This is a genomic window from Bacteroidota bacterium, from assembly GCA_016721765.1.
Classification (GTDB): domain Bacteria; phylum Bacteroidota; class Bacteroidia; order UBA4408; family UBA4408; genus UBA4408.
Genome location: JADKHO010000002.1, coordinates 824,978 through 843,072, shown reverse-complemented (window position 1 = coordinate 843,072; position 18,095 = coordinate 824,978). Strand labels below are relative to the sequence as shown.

Genomic DNA, 18,095 nt, shown 5'->3' with positions numbered 1-18,095 from the left:
AGTTTGAGTTAACAATTAAATCTCATTCTAGTTACATTAACTTAAATAATTCTTATTTATTGTAAGGAGGTTATTGTAAATTTTATCTTTTTTTATCCTGCATTTTTTCCAAGCCGTATAACTCGTCTCTTAATCGTGCAGCGCTAATAAAATCAAGTTCTTTGGCCGCTTTTTCCATTTGTTTACGTGTATTTAAAATCGCCTTTTCCAATTGTTCCAGACTCATAAATTGAACTACCGGATCTGCTGCAATATCAATCTCATTGCGCTCTTCATAAGCTTTAGCGGCACGGTCAAAATTAAAATGATTGTCGGCTACCTTGGTTTGACCCATGATGGATTCGCGCGATTTTACAATTTGTTGTGGAGTAATATTGTTTTCGATGTTGTAGGCCAATTGTTTTTCACGGCGGTAATTCGTTTGGTCAATGGTGCGTTGCATGCTGTCGGTCATTTTATCGGCATACATAATTACTTTACCATTCAAATTTCGGGCAGCTCGACCTGCTGTTTGTGTAAGTGAACGGGTACTGCGTAAAAATCCTTCTTTATCTGCATCTAAAATGGCAACCAGCGAAACTTCCGGTAAATCCAAGCCTTCGCGCAATAAGTTCACACCTATCAATACGTCAAAAGTTCCTAAACGCAAATCGCGTAATATTTCCACGCGCTCCAAGGTATCTACTTCGGAGTGAATGTAACGGCATTTTATATTGAGGTTGGTCATGTACTTCGCCAATTCTTCGGCCATGCGCTTGGTCAGCGTGGTTACTAAAACGCGTTCCTTTTTTTCAACACGTTGGGCTGTTTCATCCAGTAAATCATCAATTTGATTCACGCTTGGTTTTACTTCAATAATCGGATCCAGCAAACCGGTTGGGCGAATTAATTGTTCAACGATTACCCCACCACTTTTTTCCAATTCATAATCGGCGGGAGTAGCGCTCACATAAATGGTTTGTTGAGTGAGCGTTTCAAACTCTTCAAATTTTAAAGGACGATTATCCATGGCGGAAGGTAAGCGAAATCCGTATTCTACAAGGTTTTGCTTGCGCGAACGATCGCCTCCATACATCGCTTTAATTTGCGAAACGGTAACATGGCTTTCATCAATCACCATCATGTAATCTTCCGGAAAATAATCGAGCAAACAAAATGGACGAGTGCCTTGTGCGCGCCCGTCAAAATAGCGGGAATAATTCTCGATACCGCTGCAATAGCCCAATTCACGCATCATTTCAAGATCATAGGTCACCCGGTCTTCGAGTCGTTTTGCTTCCAGGTGTTTGCCAATTTCTTTAAAATAATCAACTTGTTTCACCATATCCTCCTGAATTTGCCAAATGGCTTTCAGCATGGTTTCTTTGGTAGTAACAAATAAATTGGCAGGGTTAATCACCACTTCGGTGAAAGCCTCTATTTTCATGCCTGTCATGGGATCAAAAGATTCAATTTCTTCAATTTCATCTCCCCAAAAAACAAAGCGATACCCAAAATCTGCGTAAGCTAAAAACACATCCACTGTATCGCCTTTTACTCGGAAATTACCACGGTTAAAATCTCCTTCACTGCGCGAATAAAGGCTACTCACCAACTGATGCAAAAACTGATTTCGGGTGATGACTTGCCCTTTTTTTATTTTAATGATGTTGTTGTTAAAGTCTTCCGGATTTCCCATACCATAGATACACGAAACACTCGAAACAACAATAATGTCGCGCCTTCCGGATAGGAGGGAAGAAGTAGTACTTAATCGGAGTTTTTCAATTTCATCGTTTATGGAAAGATCCTTTTCGATGTAAGTATTGGTTGTAGGTAAATAGGCTTCTGGCTGATAATAATCGTAATAGGAGACAAAATACTCCACTGCATTTTTTGGAAAAAACTGTTTAAACTCACCATACAATTGGGCGGCAAGTGTTTTGTTGTGACTCAATACCAACGTAGGTTTCCCGGTTTGCTGAATGACATTGGCAATGGTAAAAGTTTTACCGGAACCTGTAACACCGAGCAAGGTTTGTGATTGCGCCTCATTTCTAACTCCCTCAACTAATTGCTTAATTGCTTCGGGTTGGTCGCCGGTAGGTTTAAAATCGGATGTTATTTCGAATTCCATTTTGCAAAGTTAAGGCTTTGATGGGGAAATTTAGGTAGTTTTTAAATAGAACGCGGATTAAGCGGATTGTGCGGATTGGAGCGGATTTAAAATAGTGTATGGCTACTCTTTATTCCAAATTTTCCAAGATTCCTCTGCTTGTAAATACAGCATGGTGAGCCCATTTTGGGTAAGCGCACCCTGCTCTTTTCCTTTGCGGAGGAAGATGGTTTCGTTGGGATTATAAATCAAATCAAAAAGCAAATGTTCAGGTGTAATGTAGCTGTATGGAATAAAAGGGGCTTGCGATTCGTTTGGAGACATCCCAACCGGACTGCTATTCACAATTAAATGACAGGCTTTAAAATGGTTTTCATTTAATTCATCGTAGTTAAAAACGGGCGCTTTTATGGGCATATCTTTGATCATACCGTTTCGTGATACATAATAAAAATCGATACCCAATTCTTTTAAAACAGCAGCCACCGCCTTTGCTGCACCACCTGTTCCGAGTATTAATGCACGTTGGTGATTATTTTTTAGAAATGGTTTTAAGGCATTTGAAAATCCAAACACATCGGTGTTAAAGCCAATTAATTTGGGAGTTGCATTACCATTTCGGATAATTTGAATACTATTCACAGCACCTACTTTTTTTGCGGATGCATCCAGTTCATCCAAATACGGAATCACCGATTCTTTATAAGGAATGGTAACACTCAGCCCTAACAAATTGGGCTCACTTTTAATAAGCGATTCGAATTCTGAAATAGCATTTAATGGAAATACTTTATAGCTGCAGTTGTTCCAACCTTCCTTAACGAATTTTTCAGAAAAGTAACGCTGCGAGAATGAATGAGCCAGAGGGAAACCGATTATGCCATATACTTTATTCATTGATTGCGTAAGCTAGATTATGGATGCGGTAAAACGGGAACACTTATTTTTTAGCCAATTTAGCTTTCGCAAATTCAATAAGAATGGGCAGTATGGAAACGAAAATTATTCCAAGCGCAACCAATTCAATATTTTTACGAATCCAAGGAATTTCGCCTAAAAAGTAACCGGCAAAGAGCAAGCTAAAAATCCAAATAGCCCCGCCTAAAATATCAAAGGATAAAAACTTTTTATAGTTCATTTCAGCCACGCCGGCAACGAAAGGGGCGAAGGTGCGAACAATGGGTACAAAGCGCGCCATGATGATAGTTTTAGGTCCATGCTTTTCATAAAAGCTGTGCGTCTTATCGAGGTATTCCTGTTTTACTAAATTTTTACCGCGCAATTTTAATTGCAGCATGCGTAGGCCAATTTTACGACCCACCCAATAATTGGTATTGTCGCCAATTACAGCCGCTGCAAATAATAGAAACATCAGATAAGAAATGTTTAAGTATCCCAATCGTGCAAAAAGCCCTGCAGTAAACAATAATGAATCGCCCGGCAAGAAAGGCATCACCACTAATCCGGTTTCTATAAAAATTACTAAAAATAAAATGAGGTAAACAGAAGTATTGTAGTTCGCGAAAAGCCACTCAAAGTCAAGGTGGAGGATGTGTTTAAAAAGTTCTATCACTGTTTTATTTATTTCAAATATTTATTAATAATCAAAACCAAAATTTACATTTCCCAAATCCCAAAGCAACAATCCTAATTACCAAATCCCAAATCCCAAATCCTTAATCCTTAATCCTTAATCTTTGTACTTTGTACTCACTACTCAAATCTCACTACTCAAATCTCACTACTCAAATCTCACTACTCAATACTTATTCATAGAAGTATCAATTTCATTAGCCCAAGCAAGAATTCCGCCTTTTAAATTATAGAGGTTGGTAAAACCATGTTGCGTTTCTAAAGCCTGAACTATGGCTGCCGAGCGGGCTCCACTTCGGCAGTGAATAATAACGGGTTTGTCTTTTGCAATGCGGTCCACATTGTCCATTACATCTCCCATAGGAATAAGTTCACCACCTATTTGTGCAATATCGAATTCATGTGCTTCGCGGACATCAATCAGTTGAAAATCCTGATTTTCGTCTTTCATTTTTTTTAATTCGCTAACGGTTTTTTCTTTCATGATGTTAAATTTGAGTAAGCTCTGTAGCAATTACATTTTTTAAATCGGGTAGATCAGTAACGCAAATTTCGAAAATGATTTCATAATCCAATTTTTCGTAGTGATGTGAAATGAAATCCCGAAACCGAATAATCTTTTCCCATTCTATTTCAGGATATTTTTCTTGAATGTTTGGATTTATTTGTACGATTTTTTTACAATTTTCACCAATTGCTTGCAAACGAGTAGCGATTGCATCTAGCAATATTGTCCCATATTCCGAAGCTACAAAATCGTGGGCAGTTTGAATTTCCGAGAATCTTTTTTCGCATACATTTAAATGCGTTAAAATTGTTTCTATGGAGTATTTGTAACGATCATACATAAATTAAATCGTGCTGAATGAACTCCATAAATTGTTTGGATATATGTGGACCTTGACGAACGAGCTCAATTTTCGAATTTAATTTATTTTCAAGAAACAAATTTAATCCCATTAACAGATTATACGAAGGTTTAGTAAGCGATACTAAAATATCTACGTCACTATTTACTTTCTCTTCCCCTCTGGCATATGATCCAAATAATGCAATCTCTCTTACCCCAAAATGCTTTTGGATAAAAGTTTTTTCATTTTTAATGGTTTGCAGAATTATTTCTTTGTTCATAGCGATACAAATTTACAAAAAAAATCAGCTTTATTTCAGGATGAAAACAAGCAATATATTTTTAAAACCCTTCAAATACTCCTAATCCAAATAGTGCAAAGTCAAATTTAACCGGGTCTTTTGCATCAAATGTTTTTAAAGCAGTGGTGAGTTCGGCAGTTGCTTTCCAATCGTTTTGCTTGCGCAGAAGTATACCGAGCTTGCGCGCCACATTTCCGGAATGCACATCTAAAGGACAGGATAAAACAGCAGCCGGAATATTTTGCCACAATCCAAAATCAACTCCTTTTTTATCGTTTCGTACCATCCAGCGCAAATACATATTGATGCGTTTGGCAGCAGAATTTTCGGCCGGATTGGATACATGTTTTTGCGCACGTGATGGATGCGGCAATGAAAAAAAAGTATTTCGAAAATGAATAATGGCATTTTTTAAATCGGGTTCACTTTTGTGAAATCCTTTTGTAAATGCAGCTTCTAAACCTTTATGATTTTTGTAAATGTGCTGTATTGCCAAAATAAAATAAAGCATATCCTCCCCATTAAAAGTGCGGTGCACAAATTTTTTAAAAGTGGAATAGCTCTTTTTCGATTCAGAAAAATTCAAGATAAATTCATGCGGACTATTATCCATCAACTGCATCATTTTTTTTCCGTTGTTGATGATGGTAGTGCGCTGCCCCCAAGCAATAGTGGCCACTAGAAATCCTGAAATTTCGATGTCTTCTTTTTTTGTAAAACCATGTGGAATCGAAATGGGATCACTATCAATAAAATCAATGCGGTTGTATTGCTCGTATTTTTCTTCTAGAAATTGGTGGAGGTCGGTTCGCGAAAGCTTCATTTCGCGGGTTTCGAGTTTTTAAGTTCTTCTCTTAATTGTTTAGAAGTTTTACTGCTACCATCATGGCTCCAGCCCGGAGGATTAATGAGGTAAGCAATTTTAGTTTTTAGCGGAATATCTTTGCTGAGGTCGTTTTTAAGGGCTTTCCACTCGTGAAACACTATGTCCACCGGATGGTGTGGTTGTTCTAATTTTTTGGTGAGTCCAAATTTCATGGCTTCATCGCTGTTGTCTTCGGCTTGAAAAGTGCCAAATAATTTATCCCACACTATAAATACCATACCCATATTTTTATCCAAATATTTAATGTTGCTGGCATGGTGCACGCGGTGATGCGAAGGCGTTGCCATAAAATATTCCAAGAATCCTAATTTATCAATGTATTGTGTATGGATTAAAATTCCATAAATCTGCGTAATGGAATACATCAGCATGATGTCCATGCCTTTAAATCCCATCAGCGAAAGCGGTATAAAATAAATAAAGCGATAAAGCGGTTGAAACACCGAACTGCGAAAACCTGTAGTAAGGTTAAAGTAATCGGAAGAATGATGCGTTACGTGAACCGCCCAAAAGATGCGCGAAAAGTGGTCGACACGGTGTTGGAAATAAAAGGCGATGTCTTGAAATATTAGTAATAAAAACCAATAGAGTAGGGTATTAGAGATTGCGAAAAAATGAAAGGTAAAAAAATAATTGAGCACAAATAGGCAAATTCCGCGGAACAAAACATCCAATAAAAAATTGAGTGTCATCAGATACACGTTGGTGAATGTATCTTTTGTGGCGTAGAGCTTTTTGTTGTGAATGCTGCTCATGAGCATTTCTATCCCGATAAGGATAATATATACCGGAGTAGTAATAAAGATGAGCAAGGATTCTTTGAATTCTTCGATCATAAAATTTTAGCGGTGCAAAATTACTATTTTTAGCAAAAATAAATTATGATTTTTCCCCAAGAACTGCCAATTTATCTCAATTCATTAAAGCAGGCTGTGCTTATGGATGTGAGGAGTGAAGGGGAGTTTGAGCAAGGGCATATACCCGGCGCCATAAATTTGCCTCTACTTAACAACGAGGAGCGGGCAATTGTTGGAACAATTTATAAACAAAAAGGCAATAGAGAAGCGGTTCAAAAAGGATTTGAATTGGTGGGGGGAAAGTTTGCCGACTATATTTCGAAAGCTAAAACAATCGCAATCAATAATTCAATTTCGGTTTATTGTTGGAGAGGAGGGATGCGCAGCAACATTATGGCTTGGCTTTTTACTACTGCGGGATTTACAGTACATTTATTAAAAGGAGGTTACAAAAGCTACAGGACACATGCCTTGCAAAGTTTTGAAGCGCAAAGGAAATACCGGATTTTGGGCGGTAAAACCGGTTCTGGTAAAACTGAAATGTTGCATCACCTAAAAAATTGTGGCGAACAAATAATTGATTTGGAAGCAATTGCACATCACAGAGGCTCAGCTTTTGGCGGCATTGGTCAGGAATCGCAACCCAGCAATGAGCAATTTGAAAATGAATTGTTTTGGGAACTGCAGCATTTTGATGCAGCCAAAATTATTTGGTTGGAAAACGAGAGTCGACTCATTGGTAAAAATAAAATTCCGGATGCAATATATGCTCAGATGCGCGCTGCCAAGGTGGTTGAAATGCTTGTTCCTAATGACTTGCGTGTGAAGCGAATACTTACGGAATACGGCACTTTTTCAAAAGAAATTTTAGAAGAGACTACTCGAAAGCTTGAAAAAAAGTTAGGCAACTTGCGCATGAAACAAGCAATTGAAGCCTTACACAACAATGAAATGGAGATTTGGGCTAAAATGATGTTGGAGTATTATGATGATTTTTATGCTTATGGAATGACACAACGAGCACCTGAAACTATTGCTTATGTTGATATTCCGCATGAAGGTTATGCGGATTTGGTGCAAGCTATTTTAGATCAAAGAGAAATCACAAGCTGATTAATTGGAATTATTTGGGGTGGTTTTTTTAAACACATAGTAACATAGTAACATAGTTTTCACATAGTTTTTAATCGGCTAATCGGCTAATCAGGCAATCAGCTAATCAACAAAGCAGCAAATGGGAGAAGAGAAAATTAAGCTCACACAATTTAGTCATGGCGCAGGCTGTGGTTGTAAAATTGCGCCATCGGTGTTGGAAACTATCTTAAAAAACAATGAATCTCCATTGAATTTTAAGGATTTACTGGTTGGCAATCATGAACGCGACGATGCAGCAGTATTGGATTTGGGTGATGGCACGGCTTTAATAAGCACGACTGATTTTTTTATGCCGATTGTCGACGATGCTTTCGATTTTGGAAGAATAGCTTCGGCAAATGCAATAAGCGATGTGTATGCCATGGGCGGAACCCCTTTGCTGGCAATAGCTATACTGGGTTGGCCGGTAGAGAAAATTAATCCTGAACTTGCAGCAAAAGTATTGGAAGGCAGCAGAGAAATATGCCGACAGGCGGGAATTCCATTGGCCGGCGGGCATAGCATTGATAGTTTGGAGCCAATTTTTGGACTTGCGGTTAGTGGAAAAGTGCCCATCAAAAATTTAAAAAAGAACAGCACAGCACAGGCAGGTGATTTACTATTTCTTACAAAGCCTATTGGTATTGGGATATTGGGAACCGCTATGAAACGTGGTTTATTGAGAGATGGCGATTACAAGCGATTTGTGGATACCATGACTGAGTTGAACAGCATTGGTGCGGAATTAGGAAAGCTTGAAGGAGTGCATGCTTTAACGGATGTAACCGGATTTGGTTTGCTGGGGCATTTAATTGAAATGTGCGAAGGAAGTAATTTATCTGCAGAGCTTGACAATACTAAGGTTCCTTTAATTGAAGGGATTGAATTTTACATCAATCAGTTTTGTTTTCCGGACAATACCACTCGCAATCTGAATTCCTATAAAGATAAAGTAAGTGGTATGGATGGTTTGGAGTTTATAACACTCTGTGATCCGCAAACGAGTGGGGGTTTATTGGTGGCGGTTGCGCCGGATGCTGTTGCCGATTTTAAAGCTTTGCTGAAAAGTAAGTTGCCAAATCAAATGGAACTTCAACCCATTGGAAGAATGCTTGAGAAATCGGAAACTAGTGTGAAGTTGATTTAAGTTGGAAGTAAGTTGTGAGGATTCATCAAGGGCAAATATAACCACCATGAAAATATAGTGCCTCTGAATCTGTCCCCACAACTATTTCTTACAAGGTTCCTAAAAGGAATTATCTGTAAAAGAGTTTAACTTAAAATCGGATGCAAATAACTATCACAAATCTATATAATAAAATTGGATATTTCTGAATGAGAAAAATAATTATCTGAACAGGTTTTCCTCCGAAATTTTTGTTGGCAGAATAATTGCTAGTTTTGAAAACAAATTTAAAATTTATGAAAAAAATATTTTTTACCATTTCACTCTTCGCAACTATTTTAAGTAGTTCAGCACAAAACATAGGCACCATTTTACAGCAAGCCGGTTCCATTTTAAATGGTTCGGGTGTGAGCGTTAGCAATACGGATATTGTGAATGGGCTTAAAGAAGCTCTTACTGTTGGAGCAAACAATTCTTCGAAAAAAGCAGCTGCATTTAATGGCTTTTATCAAAATCCACTTATTAAAATACCCTTTCCTAAGGAAGCAAAAGTAATGCAGGATGTATTGTTGCAAGCCGGCATGAAAAAGCAAGTGGAGAATTTTACCCGCACCCTAAATCGTGCAGCCGAAGATGCCGCCAAAGATGCCGCTCCTATTTTTATTAATGCTATTACAAGCATGAATATTGCCGATGGGGTGAGTTTATTAAAAGGTGGTGATAATGCGGCAACAGAGTTCTTAAAAGGAAAAACAAGTGCAGAATTAAAAGCAAAATTTTTACCCGTGATTCAAAGTTCCTTGAAAAAAGTTAACATAACAAAGTATTGGAATCCCCTCGTTACGAAGTACAATAAAATTCCAATGGTTCAAAAGATGAATCCTAATTTGGAAGATTATGTTACTACAAAAGCGTTAGAGGGTTTATTTAAATTGCTTGCAGAAGAAGAATTAAAAATTCGTAAGGATCCTTCTGCACGTATCAGTGATTTACTTAAAAAAGTATTTGGATAGACTTCGGGTTTAGCGAATCGTTAATACATCTTTTTGCCATTCAATGGTATCGCTTTCGCAAGAAATATGGTGTTTTGTTACTCCTTTATCCGCTAAAAAATCGGCAGAAGTATGCACCGGAATTTGAATGTGAACATTTTCGGCCAAGTGTTCTACACCGTTAATCAGCACCCGCCAATAAAGACGGTTATCGTTACAATCGGTATTGTATCTTAATTTAATAGAGTACTTTTTCATAAGGTAGTGCTTTTATTATCAGCCGCAAAGGTAATCAGCTTCTAAAACAAAACAACCCGCTCAGCAAAATGCCAAGCGGGTTGTTACATTTAATTAGATACTATTAAACACCGGAGAATACATTCATTTCAACATCCGATTTCAAGCTTGGTTTTACGGTCATTACCGGAATTTTAGAGTGATTTACCACTTGTTGTGCAAAAGTGCCCATGAGTAAACCGGTTAACTCATCTTCCTGTTCGGTCATGATAACGATGAGGTCGGCATTCAGTTTTTCGGCATGCTTTAATGTTAAGCTGGCTATGTTTTCGCCTTTCATAATTTCGGTGGTGTGTGAAACACCATGGCGCGTAATGTATTCTTCCACTTGCTTTAGTTTGGCCATAAACTTTTGGCGAATGTCCTTATAATTTAAAGTAAGAATTCCGGCAATGTGAATTTTAGAATCGTAGTGTTTAGCAAGCTCCACCGCAAAGCGCACTTTTTGGCGGCTTGCAGGTGAATTATCGATAGGTAATACAATATCGTTAAATCCAACTTTGGTAGAATGCACTTGTACCGACATTACAGGACATTGCGCTTCGGTAACAACTCTGAAGGCATTACTTCCCATAAAGAATTCCTCAAAACCTGAAACACCGTGTGTTCCCAAAATAATAATATCAGAGTTGGTTTCGTTGGCAGCTTCCACAATTTTTTTAGCAATTTTACCTGCTTTCATTAGGATTTGCACATCGCCACCGGTTTGGTGTTTTACGCCTTCGGCCAATTCACTCAGTTTTTGACGTATCATTTTATCGTCATCTCCATCTTCTCCTTTTTTACGGATATCAATTTTAAACGAAAACTTTTCAACCACGTGAATTAAAACAATATCTGCTTTAAACAGTTTTGCCATAAAGGTGGCATGGTCAAGGGCAAGCAAAGCTGTCTCCGAAAAATCAACCGGAATCAAAATTCTTTTAATACTGAAATTTTCCATAAAGCGCTGGTTTTAGTTATTTATTCAATTAGGATTTACTAGGGGTACAATACTGAACATTGGAATCTCTATATTATTCATAATGCTTTGCGCAGATGCACCTATTCGGTTTGCTCTACCGGTTTCGTGTCGGGTTATTATCATCACCATTTCACTTTTAATTCGATGTGCATAATCGGCAACAATATCCGACATATTTTCGTGACCTTTAATGATGCGAATGATTTCGGCATTGCACACTATATTATTGAGTTCAATTTCTCTAACAATTCCTGCTAACTGATGCGTTGCTGCATTAACTCTTAATTCATCGCATTGCGGTAAAACTGAAATTAAATTCACAATTGCACCCTTCCAAGATTTAGCGAGTTCTATTGCTTTAATTACTTTTTGACTGAATGCTTTTGATAAATCGATGGGCAAAATAATGGATTTAAAATCGCCCGAGTTAATTTTATTTTTCACGGTAACAACCTGACATGGGGCTTGCTTTATTACTTCCATAGCATTGCTCCCGATGTGCTTGTTTTGATTTGATTTTATTTCGTTAAAACCCATTACAATCATATTACTGTTGTGCTGTTTTTGAGTTTTAATTATTTGATCCGCAACTTTGCCAATTTCGATTCTACAATAAACGATTTTTTTTGAAATTCCAAGTTCTGCTTCAACGAATTGTTTTAATTTATTGTCGATTTTTTGAAAAAGTGCTTCCTGTGAGGAAACTTCAAATAAGTGCTGGCTCGAGTTTTCGTCTTCAATTACATGAAGCAGTGTGATTTCAGCATCGTACAACTGCGCAATGCGGCAAGATTGGTAGAATGCAGCAACAGATTGTTCTGAGAAATCAGTAGGAACAAGTATCTGAAATTTTGACGAAGTCATTTATTTTAGATAGTTTTGAAGAGGTACAAATATAACGTAAATAAACTGCAATGAGCAAAATTCCAGAATCAGAATTAATAATAAATCCGGATGGAAGTATTTTTCACCTCCATTTGCATCCCGAAGATATTGGAAACACTATTCTTTTAGTAGGAGATCAAGGTCGTGTGGAAATGGTTTCTAGCTATTTTGACAAAGTAGAAGTAGTGAAACAAAACCGCGAATTTGTGACACATACCGGTAACTTTAATGGCAAGCGAATCAGTGCCATTAGTACCGGAATTGGTACTGATAACCTGGATATAGTAATTAACGAATTGGATGCATTAGTTAATATTGACTTAAAAACCAGGGAAATAAAACCGAATTTATCCTCATTAAATTTAGTGCGCATCGGAACATCGGGAGCACTGCAACCCGAAATTGCTGTAGACAGCTATGTGCTTTCTGAATATGGATTAGGAATGGATGGATTGATGAATTTTTATGCTGCTTCAGAACACTACGAAACAGAAATTACCGCCGAATTTATTAAGCAAACCGGATGGGCAGCTCCACTAAATACGCCTTATTTAATAAAGGGTTCCGAGCAACTTTTCGCGAAACTAAAAAAGGATTGCCATACCGGAATTACTGCAACTGCCTGCGGGTTTTATGGACCTCAGGGCAGAGAGTTACGCTTAAAGGCCGCTGTTGAGGGTTTAAATGAAAAGCTAACCGCATTTGATTATAAGGGATTGAAAGTCACAAACTTTGAGATGGAAACATCGGCTTTGTTTGGCTTGTCGAAGAGTTTAGGTCATCAGGCTTCTACTGTGTGTGCTATTATAGCAAACCGAATTCTAAAACAGTTCAGTAAGGATTATAAGAAGACGGTGAATAAGTTGATTGAAAAAACCTTGCAAGACCTCACGAAGTAAACGATATATTTCTTTATTTTAGTCGAAACAAAGCAACCGATTTTTATGACGAAGACGGAGGTGAATGCCCTGATTAGTTTGCTCGATGATCCTGACGAAAAAATCTTTAATGAAATTAAAGAGAAAATAAAATCAATCGGAGCGGAAGTAATTCCACTCTTGGAAAATGCTTGGGAAACTTCATTTGATTCCTTGCTTCAAAACCGCGTTGAGAATTTAATTCATACCATTCAGTTTGATGAAATTAAAAAGGACTTAAGTATTTGGAGTCAGTCGGGTGGACATGATTTGTTGGGCGGTGCCATCTTAATTGCCAAATACCAGTATCCCGATTTAAATGAAAAGCGCCTGCGCGCACACATTGATCAGATTCGCAACGATGTGTGGTTGGAATTGAATGCCAATTTAACCGCTTTAGAAAAGGTGCGGGTTATAAATCATATTTTTTTTGATGTTCATTCTTTCAGTGGTAACACACAAAATTTTCATGCACCTCAAAATTCCTATATTAACAATGTGATGGAAAGTAAAAAGGGAAATCCTTTATCACTTTCTATTTTATATACCATTATTGCGCAAGGTTTAAACATACCTATTTTTGGAGTAAATTTGCCCGAACATTTTATTTTGGCGTATATTGAGGAGAGTTCTCGATTGCCTATTCTGGCAGGGAATCCAAGCCCTAAGGTTATTTTTTATATTAATCCATTTAGCAAAGGTTCGGCGTTTAGCTACAAGGAAATTGATTCCTTTTTGAAGCAATTAAAACTAAAGCCCGACAAGATGTATTATGAGCCCTGCTCTAATGCGGACATGATTTCGCGTTTGATTCGCAACCTTATTTTTTCGTTTGAAAAATTGGGCTATCCCGACAAATCGAGAGAAATGCAAATTTTGCTTGGATGTTTGAGTGCATGATTTGCGGCTTTGTTCCTAGCGAATGATTTTTCCAATTGTTTGAAAGATAAGTTGAATATCTTTCCAGAAATTTTTCTCTTCAATGTATTTGAGATTCAATTCTAATTTTGCGGGAAATATGGTTTCGATGTAAAATTTTTCAGGGTCCTCAGCTTTCGCCAATAATTCGCTTTCATCGGAATACTTTATCGAAGCCAAATCCGTAATTCCTGGTTTAACCGATAGCACTTTTATTTGTGCAGCCGTATACAAATTCACGTATTTGCGCACTTCTGGCCGTGGACCTACAAAACTCATATTCCCTTTAAACACGTTAAATAATTGTGGTAGTTCATCCAGTTTATATTTTCGGAGGGTGTAGCCAATTTTAGTTACTCGATTATCTTTTGCGCCAACGGTGAGTAATCCAAGCTTATCAGCACCGCTGCGCATAGTACGAAATTTATAGATGAAGAAATTTTGGTTGTTTTTTCCAACACGTTCCTGCAAGTAAAAAATTCCTCCAGGCGAATCCAAGCGGATTAAAATTGCAATACAAATTAGTACGGGAGAGAGTAACAGTATCCCGAGGAGCGAAAAAGCAATATCAAAAATACGTTTGATCATTCAGTAAAATCAATCATTTACAAAGGTAAGAGAATAGGATACGCTTATTTTTGAAGAATGGCTTCCACGCCACTTATCAAAGCATTAGCAACTTCTTCCACTTGCTCATCTGTTAAATTATAAAAGACCGGCAAGGTAATTTCGTTTGCAAAATGAGCATAAGCATTGGGATAGTTTTTAATGTCGTAGCCTTGATTTTTATAAAAGCTCAGCATAGGCAAAGGAATAAAATGCACATTCACCGATACATCTTTATTGAAAACTTCTTGCATGATGGCATCGCGTTGTACTTCACTAATTCCGTTTATCCGCAAAGGATACAAGTGGTAGCAAGATTCGGTTTTATCAGTTGGGATTTCATGAACCGGTAAATTTGCCCAAGCATATTTAACGAGTTTTTGATTGTATAAGTTAACGATGTGTTTTCTTCTTTTTAGGGTATCGCTGTCGTATCTTTCGAGTTCAATCAAACCAATGGCAGCACACATATCTGTCATGTTGCATTTGTAGCCGGCTTCGACAATGTCATACTTCCAATTTCCTTTTTGCATTTTGGCTAATGCATCTTTGTTTTGGCCGTGAAGGGAACTGATACACAATTGTGCATAAATAGCTTCATTGTCGAAAGGGGCAGGTAAATTAAGGGCTACTGCGCCACCTTCGGCAGTGGTTAAATTTTTTACTGCGTGAAATGAAAATACGGATACGTCGGTTAAACTACCTGATTTCTTTCCTTTGTAAACCGCCCCAACCGAATGCGCTGCATCCGCTAAAACCAATATTCGACCGAGATTTTTTTGTTCTTCTGTTGCAGGTTTGAATTTACTTCTCACTTCCGCTTTTTGAACCAATGCATTTATGGCGTCAAAATCGCAAGGCATGCCTGCAAAATCAACAGGCATTATCACTTTGGTTTTGGAGGTAATTGCTTTTTCAATTTCGGCAACGGAGATTAAAAAATTAGTTGGGTTCACATCCACAAAAACCGGTTTTGCACCGCAATGCATCACCACATTTGCAGTGGCAGAATACGTGTAAGCCGGCAAAATTACTTCGTCACCTTCTTTCACGCCAAACCAACGTAACATTATCTCTAGCCCGGCAGTAGCAGAGTTTAAGCAGATGGTGGATTTATTTCCGCAGTATGCTGTGAGTTGTTTTTCGAACAGTTTTGTTTTTGGACCGGTAGTAATCCAGCCTGATTTAAGTGTTTCGACAACGGCATCAATAATTTTTTGGTCGATGCGAGGAGGGGAGAAGGGGATCATAATTTTTTTGAAGCGAAATTAATCAAATCTTTATTTGAGGTAAAAAATAAGAAGGATTGAAAAAAGGAAATAAAAATCACACCGGCTTCAGCTTCAAACATGGATTCGGTAAGGCAATTCAGCATGACTATCAAGCTAAAAGCGAGAAATAAATAATTTTTTTGTTTCCAAGAAACAACTATTGGAATAAAAAAATAGGCAAGTAGGGCAACAAAACCCACATATCCCAATGCAACACCGGTTTGTAAAAACTGATTATGTGCATTTAATTTATGTTCTAAAGCACCTGTGTATCCAAGTCTTTCATAGTGTTTAAACAGCTCATCTTTTACATCTCCTGTGCCTACGCCCAAAAAACCATTTTGTTTGAAAGCATCAGCTGCAGCATGCCAAACTAACACCCTCACGGCATTGCTTTCCGAATCACTCTTGTCAATATTGTCAGCCGAAAGCGTATGAAGCGTGTTTTGAATGCGCGCTTCCAATTCGGGAATAGATTTGATGAGTATGAATGTGCTACCAATAGTTAAAAGTAACAAGGCTATACCTGTTTTGTATCGACCGGTTTTAACAATAAAATGAATGCCAAATCCTATGAAAATTAAAACGGTTGAGAGCAATGCGAGTTTAGAGGAGAGTAAGAAAATTATTACAACTAAAAGGGCTATCAAAACGACTTTTAAGTATATTGGAAGTTTAAAAATTTGTGGAGAAAGAAGAAGTAAAATAACTAGGTTAATTGCCAAGCCAAAATAGCTGGGGTGCAGGAAATATGAAAAATCAACATAAAAAAAGTAATTGAGACCTTGAATAAAATAAAAATAACAAGCCCGCATCACCAAGAAAAGTGAAGCGCTAACAACTCCAATTAACAAAGCCAATAAAACGGAATTTCTTTCACCGGATCTCCAATTCGTTGTAGCAAAAATTAAAGGAAACAGGAGCAAGGAGAGTTTAGTTTGCAAATCGGCAAGGCCATAATGTATATTGGTGGTATAACTCATCCCAACTAAATAAAGCAAGTATGGCGCAATAAATAGAAGTAATATCGCTTTGCTTTCGATGGAAGTAAAACGTGTTTTAAAATTTCCTTCACTCAGCCAGTTAACAACTAATAAAATAATTATAACCGGTACCAGCAATTTAAAGGAAAGTAAAAAGGCAATGGCACAACACAAATAAAAATGCAAATTTTTATGCAAGGCACTTTTATTCATTTGTATGTTGATTTAAATAATTCCAAAATTTTTCAGCAATGATATCGCGTGTAAATTTTTGCTTTACATAGTTATAGCCATTTTCGCCGTAACTTTTTAGTAAGTGTTTATTCTCAAGGAGTGTAATTATTTTCTGCGAAAGGTCGAAGGCGTTTTCGGGTTCAAAGGCGAGTCCGCAATTTCCTTCGTCAATAAAAAGGGTTTTGGCTTCGCCTTCTACACCAAGTAAAATGGCTTTTTTCATAGCAAGGTTTTCAAAAATTTTGGATGGAATGGCGCCTTTAAAAAGATCTAATTTTTTGAGTGGAATAATGGATACGTCGCTTGCTTGAACTATTTCAGGCATTTCAATTTTAGTTACAGCATCAAAAAAGTAAACATTGCTTAAAGATTTTTCGGCTTTTAATGCAAGTAGTTTATCTTTTTCAGGACCACTGCCCACAAGAACAAATTTAATTTGAGACACATGTCTTAAAGTATCAGCAGCATTTAGTATAACTTCCAGGCCTTGGGCATGACCAATGATTCCGGCATAAATCAAAATAAAGTCATCCTCCAAAAAGCCTTGTTTCTTTCGCCAGTTTGAGCTACTGTTTTCAAAATTATAAAAACTTAAGTCTACCCCATTTGGCAGCCAATACACATTTTTTTTCGGAAAGCGTCCTTGTATATTGACAACAATTCCTTGCGTTTGACCGGTAATTAGAGAAGATTTTTTGTATAAGAACTCTTCTAATACAGTAGCTGCATTTAAAAAAGTTTTATTGGTTACAAGTCCTAATTTTTCAGCACTTTCAGGCCACAAGTCGGAAACATTAAAAATGAGTTTGGAGCCTTTTATTTTTTTTAAGAGGTAAGCAGAAATGCCTAGAAACAAGGGAGGACTTTCACAGAGTAAATAATCGTGCCTCTTAAGTTTAAAAAGTCCAATCCAAAAGGATGAAAAAACAAATGAAAAATAGTTTAAAAGGCGCAGCAAAATGGATTTGCTTTTACTCACAAAAATCCAAGCACGATGAACCCGAATATTCTCGATTTCTTCCTTACAATAGAATTTGCCTTTGTAATGGCTTTGAATCACCATTTGCGGATAATTGGGCATGGCAGTTAAAACTGTTATTTCGGCACCTTTACGTTGCAAACGAACAGCTAACTCAAAAAGTCGGTTTTGAGGCGCACCTACTTCAGGAGGAAAATACTGGGTGAGGATAACAATTTTCATAGCCTTTCTGAATCAAATACAAATAAGAGAAAAATTGCTCAGAT

Annotated in this window: 20 protein-coding genes; 5 read left to right on the top strand and 15 right to left on the bottom strand. The window is 37.4% G+C overall.

Annotation, left to right across the window (positions count from 1 at the left end):
* Positions 1 to 82: 82 nt before the first annotated feature.
* From uvrB to IPP32_11770, 8 genes are all read right to left on the bottom strand, one after another.
* Positions 83 to 2,116, bottom strand: coding sequence for an excinuclease ABC subunit UvrB (gene uvrB, locus IPP32_11805; protein MBL0048767.1), 2,034 nt, complete (start codon positions 2,114 to 2,116; stop codon positions 83 to 85).
* 102 nt (positions 2,117 to 2,218) lie between these two features.
* A complete protein-coding gene (gene aroE / locus IPP32_11800; protein ID MBL0048766.1) occupies positions 2,219 to 2,992 on the bottom strand; it encodes a shikimate dehydrogenase in 774 nt (257 codons plus the stop codon).
* Positions 2,993 to 3,035: 43 nt separating this feature from the next.
* On the bottom strand, positions 3,036 to 3,689 hold the full coding sequence (locus IPP32_11795; protein ID MBL0048765.1) for a VTT domain-containing protein: 654 nt from the start codon (positions 3,687 to 3,689) through the stop codon (positions 3,036 to 3,038).
* 165 nt (positions 3,690 to 3,854) lie between these two features.
* The gene (locus IPP32_11790; GenBank protein ID MBL0048764.1) at positions 3,855 to 4,172 is read right to left on the bottom strand and encodes a rhodanese-like domain-containing protein; all 318 of its coding nucleotides are present in this window, start codon (positions 4,170 to 4,172) and stop codon (positions 3,855 to 3,857) included.
* A gap of 4 nt (positions 4,173 to 4,176) precedes the next feature.
* On the bottom strand, positions 4,177 to 4,536 hold the full coding sequence (locus IPP32_11785; GenBank protein ID MBL0048763.1) for a DUF86 domain-containing protein: 360 nt from the start codon (positions 4,534 to 4,536) through the stop codon (positions 4,177 to 4,179).
* A complete protein-coding gene (locus IPP32_11780) occupies positions 4,529 to 4,819 on the bottom strand; it encodes a nucleotidyltransferase domain-containing protein (protein MBL0048762.1) in 291 nt (96 codons plus the stop codon). Before IPP32_11780 ends, IPP32_11785 begins: the two co-directional genes overlap by 8 nt.
* Before the next feature lie 61 nt (positions 4,820 to 4,880).
* Positions 4,881 to 5,663, bottom strand: a complete 783-nt coding sequence (locus IPP32_11775; protein ID MBL0048761.1) for a TIGR02757 family protein — start codon at positions 5,661 to 5,663, stop codon at positions 4,881 to 4,883.
* Positions 5,660 to 6,562: a sterol desaturase family protein gene (locus tag IPP32_11770; GenBank protein MBL0048760.1), complete on the bottom strand. Its 903-nt coding sequence runs from the start codon at positions 6,560 to 6,562 to the stop codon at positions 5,660 to 5,662. Before IPP32_11770 ends, IPP32_11775 begins: the two co-directional genes overlap by 4 nt.
* Positions 6,563 to 6,607: 45 nt before the next feature.
* On the opposite strand from IPP32_11770, the gene mnmH reads away from it, so the two are divergent.
* The 3 genes from mnmH to IPP32_11755 all read left to right on the top strand — a co-directional run bounded on the left by mnmH (position 6,608) and on the right by IPP32_11755 (position 9,796).
* Positions 6,608 to 7,636: a tRNA 2-selenouridine(34) synthase MnmH gene (mnmH, locus tag IPP32_11765; protein ID MBL0048759.1), complete on the top strand. Its 1,029-nt coding sequence runs from the start codon at positions 6,608 to 6,610 to the stop codon at positions 7,634 to 7,636.
* Positions 7,637 to 7,757: 121 nt separating this feature from the next.
* A complete protein-coding gene (gene selD, locus IPP32_11760; GenBank protein MBL0048758.1) occupies positions 7,758 to 8,804 on the top strand; it encodes a selenide, water dikinase SelD in 1,047 nt (348 codons plus the stop codon).
* 275 nt (positions 8,805 to 9,079) lie between these two features.
* Positions 9,080 to 9,796, top strand: a complete 717-nt coding sequence (locus IPP32_11755) for a DUF4197 domain-containing protein (GenBank protein MBL0048757.1) — start codon at positions 9,080 to 9,082, stop codon at positions 9,794 to 9,796.
* A gap of 9 nt (positions 9,797 to 9,805) precedes the next feature.
* Here IPP32_11755 and IPP32_11750 read toward each other — a convergent pair whose 3' ends face one another.
* The 3 genes from IPP32_11750 to IPP32_11740 all read right to left on the bottom strand — a co-directional run bounded on the left by IPP32_11750 (position 9,806) and on the right by IPP32_11740 (position 11,900).
* Positions 9,806 to 10,033, bottom strand: a complete 228-nt coding sequence (locus IPP32_11750) for a hypothetical protein (GenBank protein MBL0048756.1) — start codon at positions 10,031 to 10,033, stop codon at positions 9,806 to 9,808.
* 103 nt (positions 10,034 to 10,136) lie between these two features.
* The gene (locus tag IPP32_11745; protein ID MBL0048755.1) at positions 10,137 to 11,015 is read right to left on the bottom strand and encodes a universal stress protein; all 879 of its coding nucleotides are present in this window, start codon (positions 11,013 to 11,015) and stop codon (positions 10,137 to 10,139) included.
* A 24-nt stretch (positions 11,016 to 11,039) separates the two neighbouring features.
* A complete protein-coding gene (locus IPP32_11740) occupies positions 11,040 to 11,900 on the bottom strand; it encodes a universal stress protein (GenBank protein MBL0048754.1) in 861 nt (286 codons plus the stop codon).
* Positions 11,901 to 11,950: 50 nt separating this feature from the next.
* On the opposite strand from IPP32_11740, the gene IPP32_11735 reads away from it, so the two are divergent.
* Positions 11,951 to 12,820 carry a nucleoside phosphorylase gene (locus IPP32_11735; GenBank protein ID MBL0048753.1) on the top strand — a complete coding sequence of 290 codons (870 nt, stop codon included), beginning with the start codon at positions 11,951 to 11,953 and terminating at the stop codon, positions 12,818 to 12,820.
* 45 nt (positions 12,821 to 12,865) lie between these two features.
* Positions 12,866 to 13,738, top strand: a complete 873-nt coding sequence (locus IPP32_11730; GenBank protein MBL0048752.1) for a transglutaminase family protein — start codon at positions 12,866 to 12,868, stop codon at positions 13,736 to 13,738.
* Between the two features lie 15 nt (positions 13,739 to 13,753).
* Here the strand turns inward: IPP32_11730 and IPP32_11725 are convergent, their stop codons facing one another.
* From IPP32_11725 to IPP32_11710, 4 genes are read right to left on the bottom strand one after another with little or no spacing between them, the layout of a single operon-like run.
* Positions 13,754 to 14,344: a sugar transferase gene (locus IPP32_11725; protein ID MBL0048751.1), complete on the bottom strand. Its 591-nt coding sequence runs from the start codon at positions 14,342 to 14,344 to the stop codon at positions 13,754 to 13,756.
* A gap of 44 nt (positions 14,345 to 14,388) precedes the next feature.
* Positions 14,389 to 15,612, bottom strand: a complete 1,224-nt coding sequence (locus IPP32_11720; protein MBL0048750.1) for a DegT/DnrJ/EryC1/StrS family aminotransferase — start codon at positions 15,610 to 15,612, stop codon at positions 14,389 to 14,391.
* Positions 15,609 to 16,829, bottom strand: coding sequence for an O-antigen ligase family protein (locus IPP32_11715; protein ID MBL0048749.1), 1,221 nt, complete (start codon positions 16,827 to 16,829; stop codon positions 15,609 to 15,611). The genes IPP32_11720 and IPP32_11715 overlap by 4 nt, the downstream gene beginning before the upstream one ends.
* A complete protein-coding gene (locus IPP32_11710; protein MBL0048748.1) occupies positions 16,822 to 18,051 on the bottom strand; it encodes a glycosyltransferase family 4 protein in 1,230 nt (409 codons plus the stop codon). The genes IPP32_11715 and IPP32_11710 overlap by 8 nt, the downstream gene beginning before the upstream one ends.
* Positions 18,052 to 18,095: the final 44 nt, after the last annotated feature.